This is a genomic window from Streptomyces sp. NPDC051214, assembly GCF_040682375.1.
GTDB lineage: Bacteria > Actinomycetota > Actinomycetes > Streptomycetales > Streptomycetaceae > Streptomyces.
In genome coordinates this window covers 87002-102516 of the sequence record NZ_JBFBAT010000020.1, presented here as the reverse complement: position 1 = coordinate 102516, position 15515 = coordinate 87002, and the positions used below count along the sequence as shown (strand labels likewise).

Annotated in this window: 15 protein-coding genes; 13 read left to right on the top strand and 2 right to left on the bottom strand. The window is 66.6% G+C overall.

The window, feature by feature from the left end:
• The first annotated feature begins 541 nt into the window (after positions 1 to 541).
• The gene (locus AB0M70_RS38005; RefSeq protein ID WP_365827683.1) at positions 542 to 1135 is read left to right on the top strand and encodes a hypothetical protein; all 594 of its coding nucleotides are present in this window, start codon (positions 542 to 544) and stop codon (positions 1133 to 1135) included.
• 210 nt (positions 1136 to 1345) lie between these two features.
• Here the strand turns inward: AB0M70_RS38005 and AB0M70_RS38000 are convergent, their stop codons facing one another.
• Complete coding sequence (locus AB0M70_RS38000) at positions 1346 to 2305, bottom strand: helix-turn-helix transcriptional regulator (protein WP_365827681.1); 960 nt, start codon at positions 2303 to 2305, stop codon at positions 1346 to 1348.
• 167 nt (positions 2306 to 2472) lie between these two features.
• Between AB0M70_RS38000 and AB0M70_RS37995 the strand changes: the two genes are divergently transcribed.
• From AB0M70_RS37995 to AB0M70_RS37940, 12 genes are all read left to right on the top strand, one after another.
• Positions 2473 to 2739 carry a hypothetical protein gene (locus tag AB0M70_RS37995; protein WP_365827679.1) on the top strand — a complete coding sequence of 89 codons (267 nt, stop codon included), beginning with the start codon at positions 2473 to 2475 and terminating at the stop codon, positions 2737 to 2739.
• 488 nt (positions 2740 to 3227) lie between these two features.
• Positions 3228 to 4952 carry a methionine--tRNA ligase gene (metG, locus tag AB0M70_RS37990; RefSeq protein WP_365827677.1) on the top strand — a complete coding sequence of 575 codons (1725 nt, stop codon included), beginning with the start codon at positions 3228 to 3230 and terminating at the stop codon, positions 4950 to 4952.
• A gap of 224 nt (positions 4953 to 5176) precedes the next feature.
• On the top strand, positions 5177 to 5308 hold the full coding sequence (locus AB0M70_RS37985) for a hypothetical protein (protein WP_365827675.1): 132 nt from the start codon (positions 5177 to 5179) through the stop codon (positions 5306 to 5308).
• Between the two features lie 95 nt (positions 5309 to 5403).
• Positions 5404 to 6657: an HEXXH motif-containing putative peptide modification protein gene (locus AB0M70_RS37980; RefSeq protein ID WP_365827673.1), complete on the top strand. Its 1254-nt coding sequence runs from the start codon at positions 5404 to 5406 to the stop codon at positions 6655 to 6657.
• The gene (locus tag AB0M70_RS37975) at positions 6654 to 7625 is read left to right on the top strand and encodes a YcaO-like family protein (RefSeq protein ID WP_365827671.1); all 972 of its coding nucleotides are present in this window, start codon (positions 6654 to 6656) and stop codon (positions 7623 to 7625) included. Before AB0M70_RS37980 ends, AB0M70_RS37975 begins: the two co-directional genes overlap by 4 nt.
• Before the next feature lie 11 nt (positions 7626 to 7636).
• Positions 7637 to 8905 carry an MFS transporter gene (locus AB0M70_RS37970; protein WP_365827669.1) on the top strand — a complete coding sequence of 423 codons (1269 nt, stop codon included), beginning with the start codon at positions 7637 to 7639 and terminating at the stop codon, positions 8903 to 8905.
• Between the two features lie 16 nt (positions 8906 to 8921).
• Entirely contained in the window at positions 8922 to 9815 is an 894-nt protein-coding gene (locus AB0M70_RS37965; RefSeq protein WP_365827667.1) for a phytanoyl-CoA dioxygenase family protein, read from the top strand.
• Positions 9812 to 10924 (top strand): LLM class flavin-dependent oxidoreductase, encoded by a 1113-nt coding sequence (locus AB0M70_RS37960; RefSeq protein ID WP_365827665.1) that lies wholly within the window; start codon positions 9812 to 9814, stop codon positions 10922 to 10924. The genes AB0M70_RS37965 and AB0M70_RS37960 overlap by 4 nt, the downstream gene beginning before the upstream one ends.
• The gene (locus AB0M70_RS37955) at positions 10921 to 11838 is read left to right on the top strand and encodes a methyltransferase domain-containing protein (RefSeq protein ID WP_365827663.1); all 918 of its coding nucleotides are present in this window, start codon (positions 10921 to 10923) and stop codon (positions 11836 to 11838) included. Before AB0M70_RS37960 ends, AB0M70_RS37955 begins: the two co-directional genes overlap by 4 nt.
• A gap of 16 nt (positions 11839 to 11854) precedes the next feature.
• Positions 11855 to 13054, top strand: a complete 1200-nt coding sequence (locus tag AB0M70_RS37950) for a GNAT family N-acetyltransferase (protein WP_365827661.1) — start codon at positions 11855 to 11857, stop codon at positions 13052 to 13054.
• A gap of 31 nt (positions 13055 to 13085) precedes the next feature.
• Positions 13086 to 14042, top strand: coding sequence for a cupin-like domain-containing protein (locus AB0M70_RS37945; RefSeq protein WP_365827659.1), 957 nt, complete (start codon positions 13086 to 13088; stop codon positions 14040 to 14042).
• Positions 14043 to 14259: 217 nt separating this feature from the next.
• Positions 14260 to 14613: a transposase gene (locus AB0M70_RS37940; RefSeq protein WP_365827657.1), complete on the top strand. Its 354-nt coding sequence runs from the start codon at positions 14260 to 14262 to the stop codon at positions 14611 to 14613.
• Positions 14614 to 14650: 37 nt separating this feature from the next.
• Here the strand turns inward: AB0M70_RS37940 and AB0M70_RS37935 are convergent, their stop codons facing one another.
• The gene (locus tag AB0M70_RS37935) at positions 14651 to 15064 is read right to left on the bottom strand and encodes a PaaI family thioesterase (RefSeq protein WP_365827655.1); all 414 of its coding nucleotides are present in this window, start codon (positions 15062 to 15064) and stop codon (positions 14651 to 14653) included.
• Positions 15065 to 15515: the final 451 nt, after the last annotated feature.

The window sequence follows — 15515 nt, the reverse complement described above, 5'->3', positions numbered from 1 at the left end:
AGCCACCCGCCCCCTGCCGCAAGCACAACGGTCCTCCATCCGCCTCGCACGGCACCCCCCTTGACCGCCGAGCGGCCTCTGCGCTCATGGCCGGCCCGCACCCTCACACGGGGCGGGCCGGCCTCATTCAGGTCCACAGGACGCGCGGCCCGCACCCCTACCGGCGCCCGTCACGGCCCCCACGGGTTCGCGCCAGGCACGGTTTCACCCATCCGGGCTGAGCCCGGCCAAGCCGCCACCGGACCGCACCCACAGGGGGCCACGGCCGCCAAGGAGCGAGACGAAGAGGCAATAGGGCGTCAACGCCCCTGGGATCTCGGGATCGGCACGCGCTGCGGCCGGCGACTTCCTGCGCCAACCTGTGGGCAGCAGGCAGGATGTCGGCCATGGACGGTGTCATGGCTGGGTTGATCGGTGCGGCAATCGGTGCGGGCGGAGGACTGGGAGCCGCGTGGGTGGCCGGCCACAAGCAGTCCGCCGCGCCCTTGCGCAATGGCGGCGCCAGGCGCGAAGAGAAGCCTATGCGGCCTTCATCTCCGCCGTGGAGCGAACCCAGGCAGAACTGCAGCGCTGCTCGGCGCACCTGGAAGATGCCACGACCACAAAATGGTCGCAAGACGATGCGGCCAAATCCCAGATGCTGCAGGAGGAGGCATCGCTGTGCCTGGCAAGGGCGGGCGAGCATCTGGAGCGCGCCAGGCAGGCCACCATCACCCTGACGCTGGAAGGGCCACCCAGCGTGGTGGCCGCCGGCGGACACGTGGACAAAACGCTGGAGGACTGGATGGCGCTCATCAAGCGATCCGGGCTCGACCCAGGCCGCCCGCCCGCTCCCGCCGTGACCGTGCGGCCGGCCGGCCCCACCGGCGCGACACCGATCTCGGCCACAGACGCCAGCGCCCGACTGGTCGCCGCCCTGGACACCTTCCTCGGCGCTGGAAGAACAGCGCTCTACCCGAACGTGTACCTCGATCGGCTGGACATCTCGACCGTGTACGCAACGGTCGGCGTGGCGTATCAGGCCGGATCCTGTGGGTGCTTCCCCTGGCCTGAAAGGGTGGGGGGCTGCTCGTCCAGGGCGTTTGGCAGCGTAGTCCAACACACTGCTGCTCCACGGTGCAGCCCTACGCACTAACCATTCGGGCAGGCAGTGCAAACCAGCCACGGCGCCCAATAGGCACAGCCGACTGCTCAAGGATGAAACAACAAGGGTTCCGAACAAGGTCGCCGAAATCCACGGTTACGTAACGGCGACGTGGCATGTTCGTGTCTGGGTCCGTTTGTGCCAGGAATCGGGCGCTGGAATCCCGTTACTGTGTGCCAGACTCGCGACGAAGGTTCAAGGTCACGACGCGAGCAGACCGTCTTCGTTGGCTCTCTGCCCGAGTTGGAATCGGCTGTTCACGTCCAGGCGGGTGGAAATTTCAGTGATCATGCGACGCTCAGTGCGAAGAGATACACCGAGTTTGCGCGCTGCTGCTTCATCGGTCAGCCCCTGGGATAGGAGGCGGAGCAATTCCTTTTCCTGTGGTGACACTTGGCCGTCCCGGCGGGGCTTTGCCTCAGCGATGGGAACAGCAGATTCCCAGACGATTTCGAAGAAGGCACACAGGGCGGTGACGACACCGGGTTCTTCGACCAGGGTCGCGCCCTGTGAGCTGTCTTCTGGATTGATCGGCACCAGCGCGTAGCGGCGGTCCAAAATCTGGAGTCTTATCGGAAGGAATGGAGTAGTGCGCGTTTCGCCACCCTTTTCAGCGAGCCACAGAGCATGCTCGATACTGCCTGGATCGTTGCGCACGCTATCGAGATAGATCGTCTTCATGGCGACGGAGCGCGCAAGCAACGATTCGGCGAGCGGCCGGCTGGCCGCCCGGTTCTCCGCGGTCTGGGGGCCTCCGGGAGCGAAGGCCAATGTCTCGCGCTTGGTGGCAGCGACGAGCTCGTCCATCCGCATGCGCACGGCATCGACGCTGGGCAACCGTTCAAACATCTGCCCGCGTCCGTACGAGTACTCCGCCACGTAGTCGCTGGCCAGCCGGGCTGCTGCGGCGCGAAGCTCCTCCACCTCTTGCTGTTTGCGAGCGATCTCCGCCTGCCGTTCTGCCAGGATCGCCTGCAGCGCGGCCTCGGGGTTTGCTGGGAGCAGCGTGTCGGGGTCCTGCCAGGATCGGCGGATCAGGGTCAGGTCGGCGAGGACATCGAGCGCCTTGTGCACTTCGGCTTCATCGATGTCGAGGGTCCTGGCGACTTCCTCGACCGTGCCGCCTGACTGCCGCAGCAGCAGCCGATAGACCAGCTCCACCGTTCCGCTCAAGCCCAATGAACCAAGCATGCGCCCCCCAGAGCGTCCCCACCAGAAAACATGCATTGTGCAGTGATTGTCGAGGCATGTGGGGCCCACCGCAAGGTCACTATGCCCGTTTAAGCCCTATTAGGCACCAGAGGTTCCCTATGCACATGGTTCATATTGTGGCAACTTACATCGGTCCGCAGTCACTTTTAGATCATGATGCACTGGTTGCTTCCTTGCAGCAGGCCGACCGGCAGCGCGGCGGCCTGGAACACGCCCGTGTGCACGCATCCGGCGCAGGTATGCGTGGCGTGCTTTTTATCAGCGGGATGGACTCCGATGCCGCCCGAATTTACTGCCGTGATCTGTTTGAACAGGCCGTGCTTGGTGCTCCAGAATTGACTGGCTGGTCCCTGGCCCACTGTGATGTTCTGCCGATCGCTTGAACGTCGGCTACGGAGGCGCGGGATGGGAGCGGGGCGGGTCGGGCACGGATGTGTCATGGGCATTTTGTGCCACATGGATTGTCTGGCTCCCGTCTGAGTGCCTGGGAAGAATCAGCTCCATAACAACGGAGCAGCCCAGGAAAGGTGCTTGCCTTGCGCATCCAGAATGCTTTGCGAATCCTCGCGGCAGCAGTGCTTGGCTCAGTCATGTTGCTCGGCGCCGGGCAGCAGACCAGTCCGGCGGAGTACAAGGCGGGCGGAGCGAACGTGGCGGAGCCCGCGAATGATGTCGGTTGGCAGTAAGACGCAAGCACGCAAGCGGACTTGGTCTTGAGCGCGGACCCGCAAGTCTCTCGTGACCGTACAATGAATACCGCTCAGCCGTCCGGGGCTCGCTTGGCCGCCTGTCCTGGACGGCTGAGCGCGTTTGGCACGTCCTGCCGCGGCACTGCCGTCGGCTTCGCACGCACGGAATGGAGCATCTGCGGATGGCTCGGCACCTGGTCACCAGCGCACTTCCCTACATCAACGGGATCAAGCACTTGGGCAACATGGTGGGTTCCATGCTTCCGGCGGACGTGTACTCCCGGTACCTCCGCCAGCGCGGTCACGATGTGGTCTACATCTGCGCCACCGACGAGCACGGCACCCCGGCCGAGCTGGCCGCCAAGGCACAGGGGCTGCCAGTCGCCGAGTTCTGCGCGCAGGCGCACAAGGCGCAAAAGGCCGTGTACGACGGCTTCGAGCTGTCCTTCGACTACTTCGGCCGCAGCTCCAGCACACAGAACCTGGAGATCACCCAGCACTTCGCGCGGAAGCTGAACGAGAACGGCTTCATCGAGGAGCGGGCGATCCGCCAGGTGTACTCGCCTGCCGACGGCCGTTTCCTGCCGGACAGGTACGTGGAGGGCACCTGCCCGCACTGCGGCTACGACAAGGCCCGCGGCGATCAGTGCGAGAACTGCACCCGTGTCCTCGATCCCACCGACTTGATCGCTCCACGTTCGGCGATCAGCGGCAGCACGGAGCTTGAAGTACGCGAGACCAAGCACTTGTTCCTGCTGCAGTCCAAGCTGCAGGGCGAGGTGGAGGCATGGATTGACGAGGTGGGTGAGGAATGGCCGCAGTTGTCCTCCTCCATCGCACGCAAGTGGCTGACCGAGGGCCTGCACGATCGCGCGATCACCCGCGACCTGGACTGGGGCGTGCCGGTGCCGGCCGACACCTGGCCGGACCTGTCGGCCGAGGGCAAGGTTTTCTACGTCTGGTTCGACGCCCCGATCGAGTACATCGCCGGCACCAAGGAGTGGGCCGATGCTGCCCCGGACGGTGAGCACCGCGACTGGAAGTCGTGGTGGTACGAGGCCGACGCCGGCGAAGACCCGGTCCGCTACACCCAGTTCATGGCCAAGGACAACGTCCCCTTCCACACCGTGATGTTCCCGGCGACCGAACTCGGCGTACGCGAGCCGTGGAAGAAGGTCGACTACGTCAAGGGCTTCAACTGGCTGACGTACTACGGCGGGAAATTCTCCACCTCCCAAAAGCGCGGCATCTTCACCGACCAGGCGCTCGACCTATTGCCCGCCGACTACTGGCGCTATTTCCTCATCGCCAATGCCCCCGAGTCCGATGACTCCTCCTTCACCTGGGAGCACTTCGCCACCACGGTCAACAAGGACCTGGCCGACACACTCGGCAACTTCGTCAATCGGGTCCTGTCTTTCTCCCGCAAGCGGTTTGGCGACGAGGTCCCCTCCGGAGGCACCGCCGGTGCGGCCGAAGCGAAGCTGGGCGAGGAGATCGCCCGGCTGCTCTGCGAGTACGAACAGGAGATGGAGGCCCTCCAGTACCGGAAGGCGGCCGCGGCGCTACGCGCGCTGTGGTCGGCGGGCAACTCCTACCTGGAGGGGAAGGCTCCCTGGTTGGAGATCAAGACGGACAAGGACGGGGCTGCCCTGACTCTGCGCACGGCGATGAATCTCATCCACCTGTACGCGGTCGTATCCGAACCTCTCATCCCGGCCTCCGCACAGGCCATGCGTGGTGTCTTCGCCCTGGATGGCACCGCGAGCTGGGTGAGCGCCGGGCAGGCCAGCGCCCTGGACACGGTGCCGGCCGGTGCTGCGTTCACCGTTCCGCCAGTGCTCTTCGCGAAGATCGCCGACGAAGATCTGGAGTCCTACCGCACGCGCTTTGGCGGCGGGAGCTGAGCCGCCCGAACTCATACACCGCAAGGGCCAGGAACCGATACGGTTCCTGGCCCTTACGCGTTTGCGATGCCTCCTACGAATTCTCGATGGCACGACTGTGCCATCGAGAATTCGTGCCACAGTCAAAGCATTTCCAGCCCTCTTGAGGCGTGCCAGAATCAATCTCAGAAAGGGCAGCAAAGAGCTCCTTTCTGAGAATCCGAGAATCATCAAGTGGAGGAATCATGCCCGAGATCGACGAGCTCGACATCCAGATCAACCGCGGCGCCGTCGGTTCCGCGATGATGCAGATGAAGTCTGCCGTCAGCACGGAGCTCGACGACGACGCCGCCACCTCGTTCGACGGCGACCGCTAGATATCGCCGTGGCCGGGCGTGCGGCGAGGTCCGTGGACCTCGCCGCACGCCCGCCCCGTCCCGGAAGCAGACCTGACAGACGCAAGGAGGACACATTGCTGGCACACCCTCATGGCTCCACAGCGAGCGCACTGCGCCGCGAGCTCGGGCAGGCCATTACGGCAGACTGGCACAAGGTCCTCGGCGCCGCCGAGTCCGCCCAGCTCGTGACGGCGGACAACGTGGCTCTGCTGAGGACGGCGCTGGACGCCACCGCGGACACCACGCGCCGAAGCGAGTTCTACACCGCATACTTCGGCGCCCTCGACGCATTCGCCGCCAAGGACCGTGACGCGGCCACGCGGGCCGTCCTGGGCCTGGGCAACGTCCTTGTCGAGGACGCTGCCAGGGGCCGCAGCGACACTGCGCTGCCGGTTGCACGGTCTGCCCGCCATGGCTCCGTGCGACTGCCCGCCGCGGCAGCAGATTCCGTATGGCTGCCGGCTACCCACGCGGACGTCCTTGACCCGGGGCTCCTGCGCGACGAGAAGCACACGGTCCTTGAAGCCGTGTCCGGCACGTGGATCAGCGACAGCCCTGGCGGGATCCGACTGCGTGCCGAGACCGACGCGATCCGCACGGAGGTGGCCAAGTACAGCTACCAGACCAAGGAGATATCGCATCTGGACCCGGCGCTCGGTGTTGCGGCCGACACCGAAGACGATTACACCCAGGCGCTGCTGCGCAACTACGACACCGGCCTGGGCCTGATCGAGCAGGTTCTCCCGGAGCAGGCCGAGGAGATCAAGGCGCTGACCGAGTACGTGGTGGCCCTGAGGGGCAGGCACTTCGTCGGCGGCTCCGACATCGTCCTCTTCGGTGCCTCCTTCTTGCGCCTGGAGCCCACCTGGAGCCCGCTGTGCTTCGCCGACCACCTGACCCATGAGGCGACGCATCAGCTCCTGCACGCCAAGCAGGAGGTGCAGCCGCTGCTGCTCAACCGGGAGGCGACCGGGGTGAGTTCACCCATTCGAACCGACCCCCGGCCCCTCTACGGGACGTACCACGCCACCTTCGTCTTCCTGCGGCTCGCCTGCCTGATGGCAGCCGTGCTGCGCTCCAGCGCGGCGCGGTGGCACGCGGAGGCGGAGATCCGCTTCCACCGCCATCTGCTCGGACTGCTGCAAGGCCTCGCGATCATCGCGGAACACGGCGTGTACTCGCCGCAGGGCCGCGAGGAGCTGGAGGGCTGGATCGAGACCGCACGGGAGCTCGTGGGGATCGCGGGCCTCCCCGACCCGCGGGTATACAACCAACTCGACTGGGACTACGACCGGCCCGACAGCAGCCTTCCGCTGATCAAGGTATGAGCCTCAACGACGCCCAAGTAGCCGCTGCGACGTCCGTCTTCCCCTTCTGCGGAAAGCGCGGCATCTATTTCGCGGACGCGGAAGTCGTCGTCACACGCGGGCGGCGCAGGGTTTCACTGCGGGGCACGAGTCTTGGATTCGGCAGAGAGCTGAGTGAGCTCAGATGCCGGTCGGAATTGATGGAACGCTGGGCACACTTGGAATGGGAGCTCGATGGCGCCCCTAAACTCTGCGGAAACGGCATGGAGACGGGGCGCACGTACTCGGATCTCGTCCAGTCCGGAATCGGGGAGGCCCCGGGGCAACTGGACGGCAGTGGATACTGCGCGGGGCCCACAGCAAGCACCGATCGGATTTGGGCGCACGGCCTGCTTGAGGTCATCGAACGGGACAGCGTGGTGCGCGTGCTGGACCGTCACCTGCTCCCCCTCCACGACGCGACCTCCCGCATCCCGCAGTCGCTGCGCTGTCTGCTGCGAGGCCAGCAGGCCCATGCGGAGGCATGGATCGTGCGCCGCCCCGGGCTGCCACCCACCGCTATGGCGCTGATCGGTTCTTTTGACGGCGCTGCGGCAGCACTGGGCACCTCCTGCAAGTACACCGAGCCAGATGCCCTGACCAGGGCGGTGCTTGAAGGCGTGATGATGCTGACCACCGTCAGGCACACGCAGCGCATGAAGGTCCGCCCGCCGCACATGGACGGGATCCTGTGGGCCTCGGAGCACAGCTCGTTGCTGGGGGACGAGCTGAGAGCGATGACGGCCGATCGGCAAACGGAAGGCGGGCGAGCACCGCGTGACCTGTCCTCACTTGTGGCAGGCACCTGTGCCTCCTTCGGCGAGGAGCCGGTTGCGGTGCGGTTTTCTACGAGACGTTCTCGGGTCTGCGACATCGAGGTGTGGCGGGTGCAGGTACCGGGCGCCCTGAACCCGGCCATGGTCGAACGCCGGCCCTGGCCGGTCGGCTGAGAGTGGTGAACATGACCAACAAGCACATGGGGGCCCGCAAGGTCCGGTACACGGCGGCGACCTTCGCGTCACTGCACCGCAGTCGCGACTTCCGCACCTTCTTCTTCGCACAGGTCGGCTCCAACATCGGCACCTGGATGCAGATCACCGGACTGTCCTGGGTGGTACTGGACCTGACCGGGTCGGCATCAAAGCTCGGTGTCGTCCTGGCCGTGGAGACGCTTCCCATCATGCTGCTCGGTCCGTTCGCCGGCTCGGTCGTCGACCGGTACGACATCCGACGGCTCATTGTGACGACGCAAACCGCACTCGCCGTGATCGTCGTCGCGCTCGCCGCTCTGCAATCCACCGGACAGCTCAACTACCTCACGACCCTGGTGCTGTCGTTCCTCTTCGGAATGGCCTTGGCGATCGACAGCCCCGCCAGGCAGGCGCTGCTTCCTGAACTGGTGGACGCCCGGGACCTGAGCAATGCGATCGCGATGAACGCTGTCTCACTGAACGGCAGTTCACTGCTGGGGCCTGCCCTGGGCGGACTCGTCGTCGCCTGGGCGGGGGCGGCATGGTGCTTCGTGCTCAACGGCGTCTCCTTCGCCGCCGTGGCGCTCACCCTTTGGGCCGTACGTACCGACACGCGCCGGGCTCGTGAAGACGCTGCCGCAGCCAGGCCCGCAACCAAAATCGCCGACGCGCTGCGTGTGGTGGCGCGCACGCCGATCATGCGTGACGCCTTGCTGATGATGGCTCTGGTCGGCATCTTCACCTACGAATTCCCCGTGACGCTACCGCTGCTCGCCCGGGAGAACTTCGAAGCGGGACCGACGTTCTATGGCCTGCTCTTTGCTGCGGCCGGAGCCGGGGCGACGCTCTGGGGGCTCAGGCTGGCCGGACAGCACGTACACGACCGCGGGGCTCTGGCCAACGCAAGCATCGTCCTCGGCGCCTTTGTCCTGGTGGCCGCCTGGATTCCGCATCCCGTCGTGGAAATCGCGGTGTTCGTACTCGTGGGCGCCGCTTCGGTGCGGTTCATGGCGCTGGCGAACGCGGCGGTCCTGCAGAACGCCCCCGCGCCCTTCCGCGGACGAATCATGTCCCTTTGGCACATCTGTTTTCAGGGCACCACGCTGATCGGCGCACCCGCGGTCGGCTCCGTGGCCGCAGCGCTGGGAGCACGTTGGGCGCTGGCCGTAGGGGCCCTGGCCGCACTCGGCGCCGGCGTTTGGGGGCGTTGGAGCCACCAGCGGGAGCGCACCAGCCCCCCAACCCTGCCGGTCCAGTAGAACTGCGAGGCTGCACATGGAAGAACTGACCGACTCCACTCCCCTGCTCGGGGACCAAGATCAGCTGATGGAGCGCATGGCACGGGAGGGCTACCTCCTGCTGCGATCTGTCCTGCCCGCCGCGGAGATCCGTGCCGCGCATGACACCGTCGAGAGCGCCTTTTTGGAAGGCGGCTGGATCGACGAGAAGGGCAATGCCCAGCAGGAGCGGGCCGCGACGCAGTACCAGGAGCGCGAACCGGCCTACCGCAAAGCGGCGCAAGCGGCATCCTTCAACCGGATCCCGTATCTCGAGGCACTGCACACACTCATGCAGGGACTGCTCGGCCAAGACGTCTTCTGTCATCCCTCGAAAGTCCTGCGGGCTACCCCACCCGCCGCATGGACGACGGAATCAGGCCGCTACGTCCACCAGGACTTCTCGTACTGGGGCGTCAACGACATGCTCACGACGTGGATTCCGCTGATGGACATTCCCGTTGAGTTGGGAGGCCTCGCCCTCCTGCCCGGAAGCCAGGTAGGCCCGCCTCGCCCGCTGCGCGTGCTCACTGAGGACGAGCCGGGCTGGGCCACGACCGACTACCGCCTGGGCGACGTCGTGATTTTCCACTGCTTCACGGCGCACGCCGCCACGCCCAACAAGACGAACGGGCTGCGGCGTTCAGCGGACTTCAGGTGGCAGCGCACCGACGAGCCTGTGCGCCGGGAGTTCGTTCTCGGCCAGGGCGACCGCACCCAGGAACTCTTCTCGGGCAGATTCCAAAACGAGGCGTGGTGGCGTCCAGTGCCCACCACAGTTCCTCTGGTGGAAGGCATGTGGGACCAGATCATCCGTCCCGGCGCTTCTCGGTTCTTCCCCGTGCACGACTCGTGGAACAGCTGGGACGGAGCCAGGGAGGAGCAGGCGTGAAGACGCTTTGGTACATATCCCGGGCCGACGGGCGCATGCCGTGGAACCCCCAAGGACAAGAGCCCCTCGACCGCTCGCGGCTCGAAGGGCTGGCGCGCGAGGTGGAACAGGCCGGCTTCTACGGCGCCCTCATCGCCACCTGGTCGAGCGACGCTCTGATCACCTCCGCCTTCGTCGCCGCCGCCACCACCCGACTGCGGGTTCTGACCGCCCTGTATGCCAGCCTCGTTCCGCCGAAGTTGCTGGCCGAGCAGGCCCGGGCGTACAACGCCCTCACTGACGGCCGGCTGCTGTTCAACCTCGTCAACGGCCGGGACGATGTCCTGCGCAGCTACGGGCTGGAGCTGTCCCACGACGACCGGTATACGGCCGCCGAGCGTTACTGGGCGGACTTTCGCCGGCACTACCGCTCGAATGATTTCTTCGGGCGGGCACCCGGTGCAGAGGGTGCGGATTGCGACGAGGACGTCCCCCTGTGGGGTGCCGGTGACTCCGCCGCCGGCAGCACCCACGCCGGTGCCGTCCTCGACGGATTTTTGACCATGCTCCGCGATGCCGAGCGCACACGGGACAACCTCGCCCGCGCCCACGCGGCGGCCTCTGAGCACGGCCGGACCTTTGCCGAGTCGGGAGTCATGGCCGGCGTCACCGTCCGCCGGCGGCGCGAGGAAGCGCTGGCGCACTTCTATGGAATGTTTGAGGACCTCGGACCGGAAATCCTCGCCGAGCAGTCGCAAAAGGCGATCGCCCGCAGGACTCAGGGCAAAACGTCCTTGCGGAACTTCGTGGCTCCTGACGCCAAGCGGCAGTCGTGGGTGGACGCCCTCAACGCCGGTCGCCTGCCCACACCGCAGGAGCTGCACCTGTATGGCTCCCAGTACGCCGGATTCGCCGCATGGGCCCCCCTGGACATCTTCGGGGACGGAGCCGCAGCCGTGTACTTCGTGGGCGACCCGGACGACATCGCCGACGACATCAAGGGCATGGCATCCGAACTCGGCATCTCTGCTCTCGTACTCACCGGCTGGCCCCTGCGCGAAGAAGCAGCCCACACAGGGGACCTGCTGCTGCCCAGGCTAAAAGCCATGGCCAAGGAGATTGACGCATGAGCCAGACCACGGGGCCGCGCCCGGCCCCCGCATACGCACCGGCACGTCGCCAGCAGCTCGGCGCTTCCTTCGACGGCCTCGCGGACCACTACACTGCAGGACGCCCCACCTACCCGGCCGACTTCGTCCACGCCTTGCTTGGACCGCTACTCGAGCGCACCGACGCTTCGCGGACGGTTTTGGAGGTGGGCTCGGGCACCGGACAGGCAACCGGCATCCTGCCGCGGTTCTTCTCACGGGTCACCTCCATGGAGCCAGGACTCCGGCTCAGCCAGGAGGCCAGTCGTCGGTACTGCGATGGCGACCGTGTGCGGGTCCACCGCTCGACGTTCGAGGCGTGGCCCGCCACCGAGACCTACGACTGCATCTTTTCGGCCTCGGCCTTCCACTGGGCCGACCCTTACGTGTCCTACGAAAAGGCCGCCGCCCTGCTAAAGCCGTCCGGAGCCCTCGCCGTGGTGTCATACGGCGATATCGTGGGCGAGGACGCATGGGAGCAACCGGCCGAGCGCATCCGCGAGATCTACCGGCGCCATGCCCCCCACCTCACGCCGCCGTTTGGAACCCGCACGTTCAACGGACTGAGCTCAGGGCTGAAGCATTACAGCGGCTCCCTCGCACAGGCGCTTGAGTACTTCGAGTTCGGAACGGCCGGGGCGGTGGCCGAACTCCCGGTGCCTCACTGGTTCGAGCCGGCCACCGTCCTGGTCGAGCACCATGAACGCCCGTACACCGGCGAGGGCATCGTCACGGCCCTCACCTCCTACGGCGGCTTCCGTAATCTCGACGAAGACACCGCGCGACGCCTGGCTGCGGAGATCTGCACCTATGTCGAGGACGAGTGCAACAACCGCCTCCTGCGGCCCTTCGCCCTCGTCGGACTCGCGGCGGATCGCCGCAACACCCAGCCCTAGAAGGGCGGAACAGCTCATGCCTGTCACCATCCGAACGCTGGCTGAACCTGACGAGCTGATCTTGTTCGACCATGCGCGGGCACTCGCCTTCGGTCACCCCCTGCGCCGCTCGGTAAAACCCGGGGCGACCATGGAACTTGACCGGATGCATGTCGCCTACGAGGGGGGCCAGGCCGTCGGCACAGCCGCTGCGGCCAGCTTCGACCTCAGCCTGCCCGGCGGTTCGCAGACCCCTTGCGGCGGGATCCGCTGGGTCAGCACACTGCCCACCCACCGGCGACGCGGCGTGCTATCGACGATGGTCAGCCACCAGCTCGAGGAGTTCCACGAACGCGGCGAAACCGTGGCCGTCCTCTGGGCATCTCAGGCAGCCGTGTACAGCCGTTACGGATTCGGCCTCGCCACCACGAGCGTCGACTCCACACTGATCCCGCGGGCGCCCTTCCTCCCAGGGATCGTGCACGACTCGGTGCACTACGTGCACGCGATGGCAGACGATGGCCTGGCCACGAAGACTCTGGCACCGCTCTACGCACAGATGCGCACGCGGCGCCCGGGACTGGTCAGCCGTAATACGGGCTGGTGGCACCACCTCACGTCCGACCCAGCCACCCAATGGGTCGTCCACGAGGGACCAGAGGGGATCGACGGATACCTCGGTTATCAGACCGAGGCCGAAGGCTGGAGCGACAGCGGCCCTTCGCACCGGCTGCACGTGGTGGAACTCCTCGCCACCACAGCCCGCGCGGAGGCAAGCCTGTGGCGCTTCGCTCTCGACTTCGACCTCACCTCCACAGTGATCGCCAAGCGCCGCCCCACCGACGACGCCCTGCCGTGGATGCTCGCCGACATACGCCAGGCCCAGCGGACCGTGCGCGACGGGCTATGGCTGCGCATCGTCGACCTGGCCGCGGCCCTGACCGCCCGGTCCCGGCAGTTCCCCCCAGACACCGAGCTCAGGATCCGGGTCACCGACGAGCTGTGCCCCTGGAACGCGGGGACCTGGTCCCTGGGCCCGGGCTCCTGCGCCCGAGCAACGGGCAGGCCCGACCTCACTGTGGACACCGCCGACCTGGCGGCGTGTTACCTCGGCGCCGACCGGTGGTCAGCCCTGGCCCAGGCGGGCCGTGTCACCGAACACACCGCAGGTGCCCTCGGCCGGCTCGCCGCCGCTCTCGGCTCGAGCCGTGCCCCCTGGGCCATCACCTGGTTTTGACCTCACGCCTTAACAGAACGGACATCCGCCCATGTTCCAGCTCGCCGACCTGATCTCACCTCTCCCACCCGCCAAATTCCTGGCCGGGCCATGGCCCGATCAAGCCTGGTGGAGGACAGAATCACCGGCACAGGCCTTCGCGTTTGAAAAGATTCCAGAACTCGCGAACGCCCATGCCGTGCTGGCTTCCGCAGGATCCGTCGGCGTCTTCATCGGCAACGGCGACGTGCAGATGGTGCCTGGCGGCCAGATCGCCATCGACAACTATGAAGCCGGCCGGACCTGTTTCGTGCGCAGCGACCACATACCGACGCTCGCCGAGCACACCGAGCGGCTCACCGTCGAACTCGGCCTGCCCCAGGGCTCCATGCACTCCGAGATCTTCTGCTCCAAGGGAGACAGCGGGGCCACGATGCACAGTGACTACGACATCAACTTCGCCCTGCTGGTCCGGGGCAGCAAACGCTGGCGGCTGGCCCCCAATCAGCACATCCGCAACCAGGTCGGGCAATGCTTCCCCCAAGGACACGAGAAGCCCGGGAGCATCGGCATGCGGCTGGCGGACCGGCAACCGTTTCCCGCCGCCATGCCACAAAACGCCCACGTGGCCGACATCGCCGCCGGCGGCCTTGTCTTCGTACCACGCGGCTGGTGGCACCAGACCGAGTCCCGCGGGGAATGCCTCCAGGTCAACTTCGTCGTCAAACGGTCAATGTGGCTGACTGTGCTGAGCCGGGCAATCCGCAACGTCCTACTCGAACAGGCCGACTGGCGTGCCTACGCCCTCGACGTGTTCGCCACAGACGGCAGGCAGGACAAAGCCTTGGACAGCCTCGCCGGTCTCCTTCCCAGCCTCCAAGCAGAACTGGACAAGATGCTCAGCGGTGATCAGCGCCAGGCGGCCCGCCGCATCATCGAACTGTCGGGCCTCAAACCGGCCCCGCAAGCGATGCCGGCCAATCTCACAACAACCCAGCCCACCTCCTGACAGTCGAAGCTTGTACTCGGCTTCGGTCTCGTCGTAGCCCCGGCACCGTGCATGAATCGCGATGGTGTCCCACCGAGTGGTGTAGGCGGGCCGGGCGTTGGAACGCGCGGTTATCTGCTCGGGGCGTGCGCCTGCTGACGGCGTCTGCTCCCTGAACAGAGGCGGGCCATCGCGCAAGTCTCCCTGGTGAACGGCCAGTTCAACCGAGGAGGACGCGATGGCCCTGTCCCAGTCTGACCTGATGCGGCTGCTGGAGTCACTACGTACGGCCGACGGAGTCGAGTCGATCAGGGTGCTGTGTGAGCGCATTTTGCAGGAGCTCATCGAGGCCGAGGCAACCGAAGCCATCGGGGCCGCCCCGCGCGAGCACACGAGCGAACGCACCACCTGGCGCAACGGGCACCGCGACCGGCTACTGACATCGCAGGCCGGCGACCTGAATCACTCGATGTGCCCCTCATCCCCCACCCCCAGGGGCGGCATCCCGGGGCCACACGGCCGCCACCGACAGCACCACACAGCGATATGGGCCACACAGCAGACGGGCGGGCAGCCACCACTCCCCCGCTAGCAGACGCCAGAAAGCCTCTCAATCAGCAGTGTCGGGCCTACCCGAGCAGGGCGTACACCGTTGAGGCGCGGGCCGCCGGGTCATCCGCGCCCTGTGCTGTCATGGCGATCTCGGCGAACGCCATGCGTCTGCCGAGCTTGGTGATCCTCGCGTCCACCAGCACATCGGCGCCGAGGACCGCGCGCTGGAAGGTGGTCGACTGCTGGACGGTGGTCATCGGCACGAAGCCGCCGCGTGCCGCTGAAACCGCGAGCACGGTGGCGGTGTCGGCGGCGGCCATGAGTGCCTGCCCGCAGAGCGCGCCGCCCTCTCGGGCCAGCCGGTCGGACCACGGCAGGCGGAGCACGGCGCGCAGTTCGGCCGTCTCCTCCACGGTCAGGCCCAGGTCGAGGACCCAGGGGGCGAAGTTGTCGGTGAGGATCTTTGCGGCTTCGGCCGGCGCAAGCGTCATGCGCCGATGATGGGGGCCCGCACTGGCCACGACAACTATGCCCGCCTACGGCCGTGCCCGCCCACGACCGTGCCTGCCCCACCGCGACCACGGACCCCTGCTCCAGCACGATCCCGGCCCCCGTGCCTGAAGCCGGGCGGGTCGAGCAAGGAAGGATCGCCGCCGCGCGGATCGGCACCGGCCATCCGGACGCTGTGCAGCATCGCGCCAAAGACCTGAGTGAGTAGCTGAACAAAGGATGTGCACTTGTGAGAACCGCAGATCAGAGCCTTTTGGGTCGCGGCACAGACCAGAGGGCGCACAGCACGGCGGGCGGGGGCGATCGTGGGCGGCCCCGCGGTGTGATCCTCGATCAGATACGCCGACGCCGAAAACGGCACGGCCTGCAGCCGTGGAACATCCGCCTCGCCCTGGCCCTGCCCCTCGTCACCACACTCGCCATCGCCGCAGT

Excerpts from the sequence above, each read along its gene's own strand:
- AB0M70_RS37985 (WP_365827675.1), top strand. The coding sequence starts at position 5,177 with ATGCCCGAGATCGACGAGCTCGACATCCAGATCAACCGCGGCGCCGTC.
- AB0M70_RS37965 (WP_365827667.1), top strand. The coding sequence starts at position 8,922 with ATGGAAGAACTGACCGACTCCACTCCCCTGCTCGGGGACCAAGATCAG.
- AB0M70_RS37970 (WP_365827669.1), top strand. The coding sequence starts at position 7,637 with ATGACCAACAAGCACATGGGGGCCCGCAAGGTCCGGTACACGGCGGCG.
- AB0M70_RS37950 (WP_365827661.1), top strand. The coding sequence starts at position 11,855 with ATGCCTGTCACCATCCGAACGCTGGCTGAACCTGACGAGCTGATCTTG.
- metG (WP_365827677.1), top strand. The coding sequence starts at position 3,228 with ATGGCTCGGCACCTGGTCACCAGCGCACTTCCCTACATCAACGGGATC.
- AB0M70_RS37975 (WP_365827671.1), top strand. The coding sequence starts at position 6,654 with ATGAGCCTCAACGACGCCCAAGTAGCCGCTGCGACGTCCGTCTTCCCC.
- AB0M70_RS37935 (WP_365827655.1), bottom strand. The coding sequence starts at position 15,064 with ATGACGCTTGCGCCGGCCGAAGCCGCAAAGATCCTCACCGACAACTTC.
- AB0M70_RS37945 (WP_365827659.1), top strand. The coding sequence starts at position 13,086 with ATGTTCCAGCTCGCCGACCTGATCTCACCTCTCCCACCCGCCAAATTC.
- AB0M70_RS37940 (WP_365827657.1), top strand. The coding sequence starts at position 14,260 with ATGGCCCTGTCCCAGTCTGACCTGATGCGGCTGCTGGAGTCACTACGT.
- AB0M70_RS37955 (WP_365827663.1), top strand. The coding sequence starts at position 10,921 with ATGAGCCAGACCACGGGGCCGCGCCCGGCCCCCGCATACGCACCGGCA.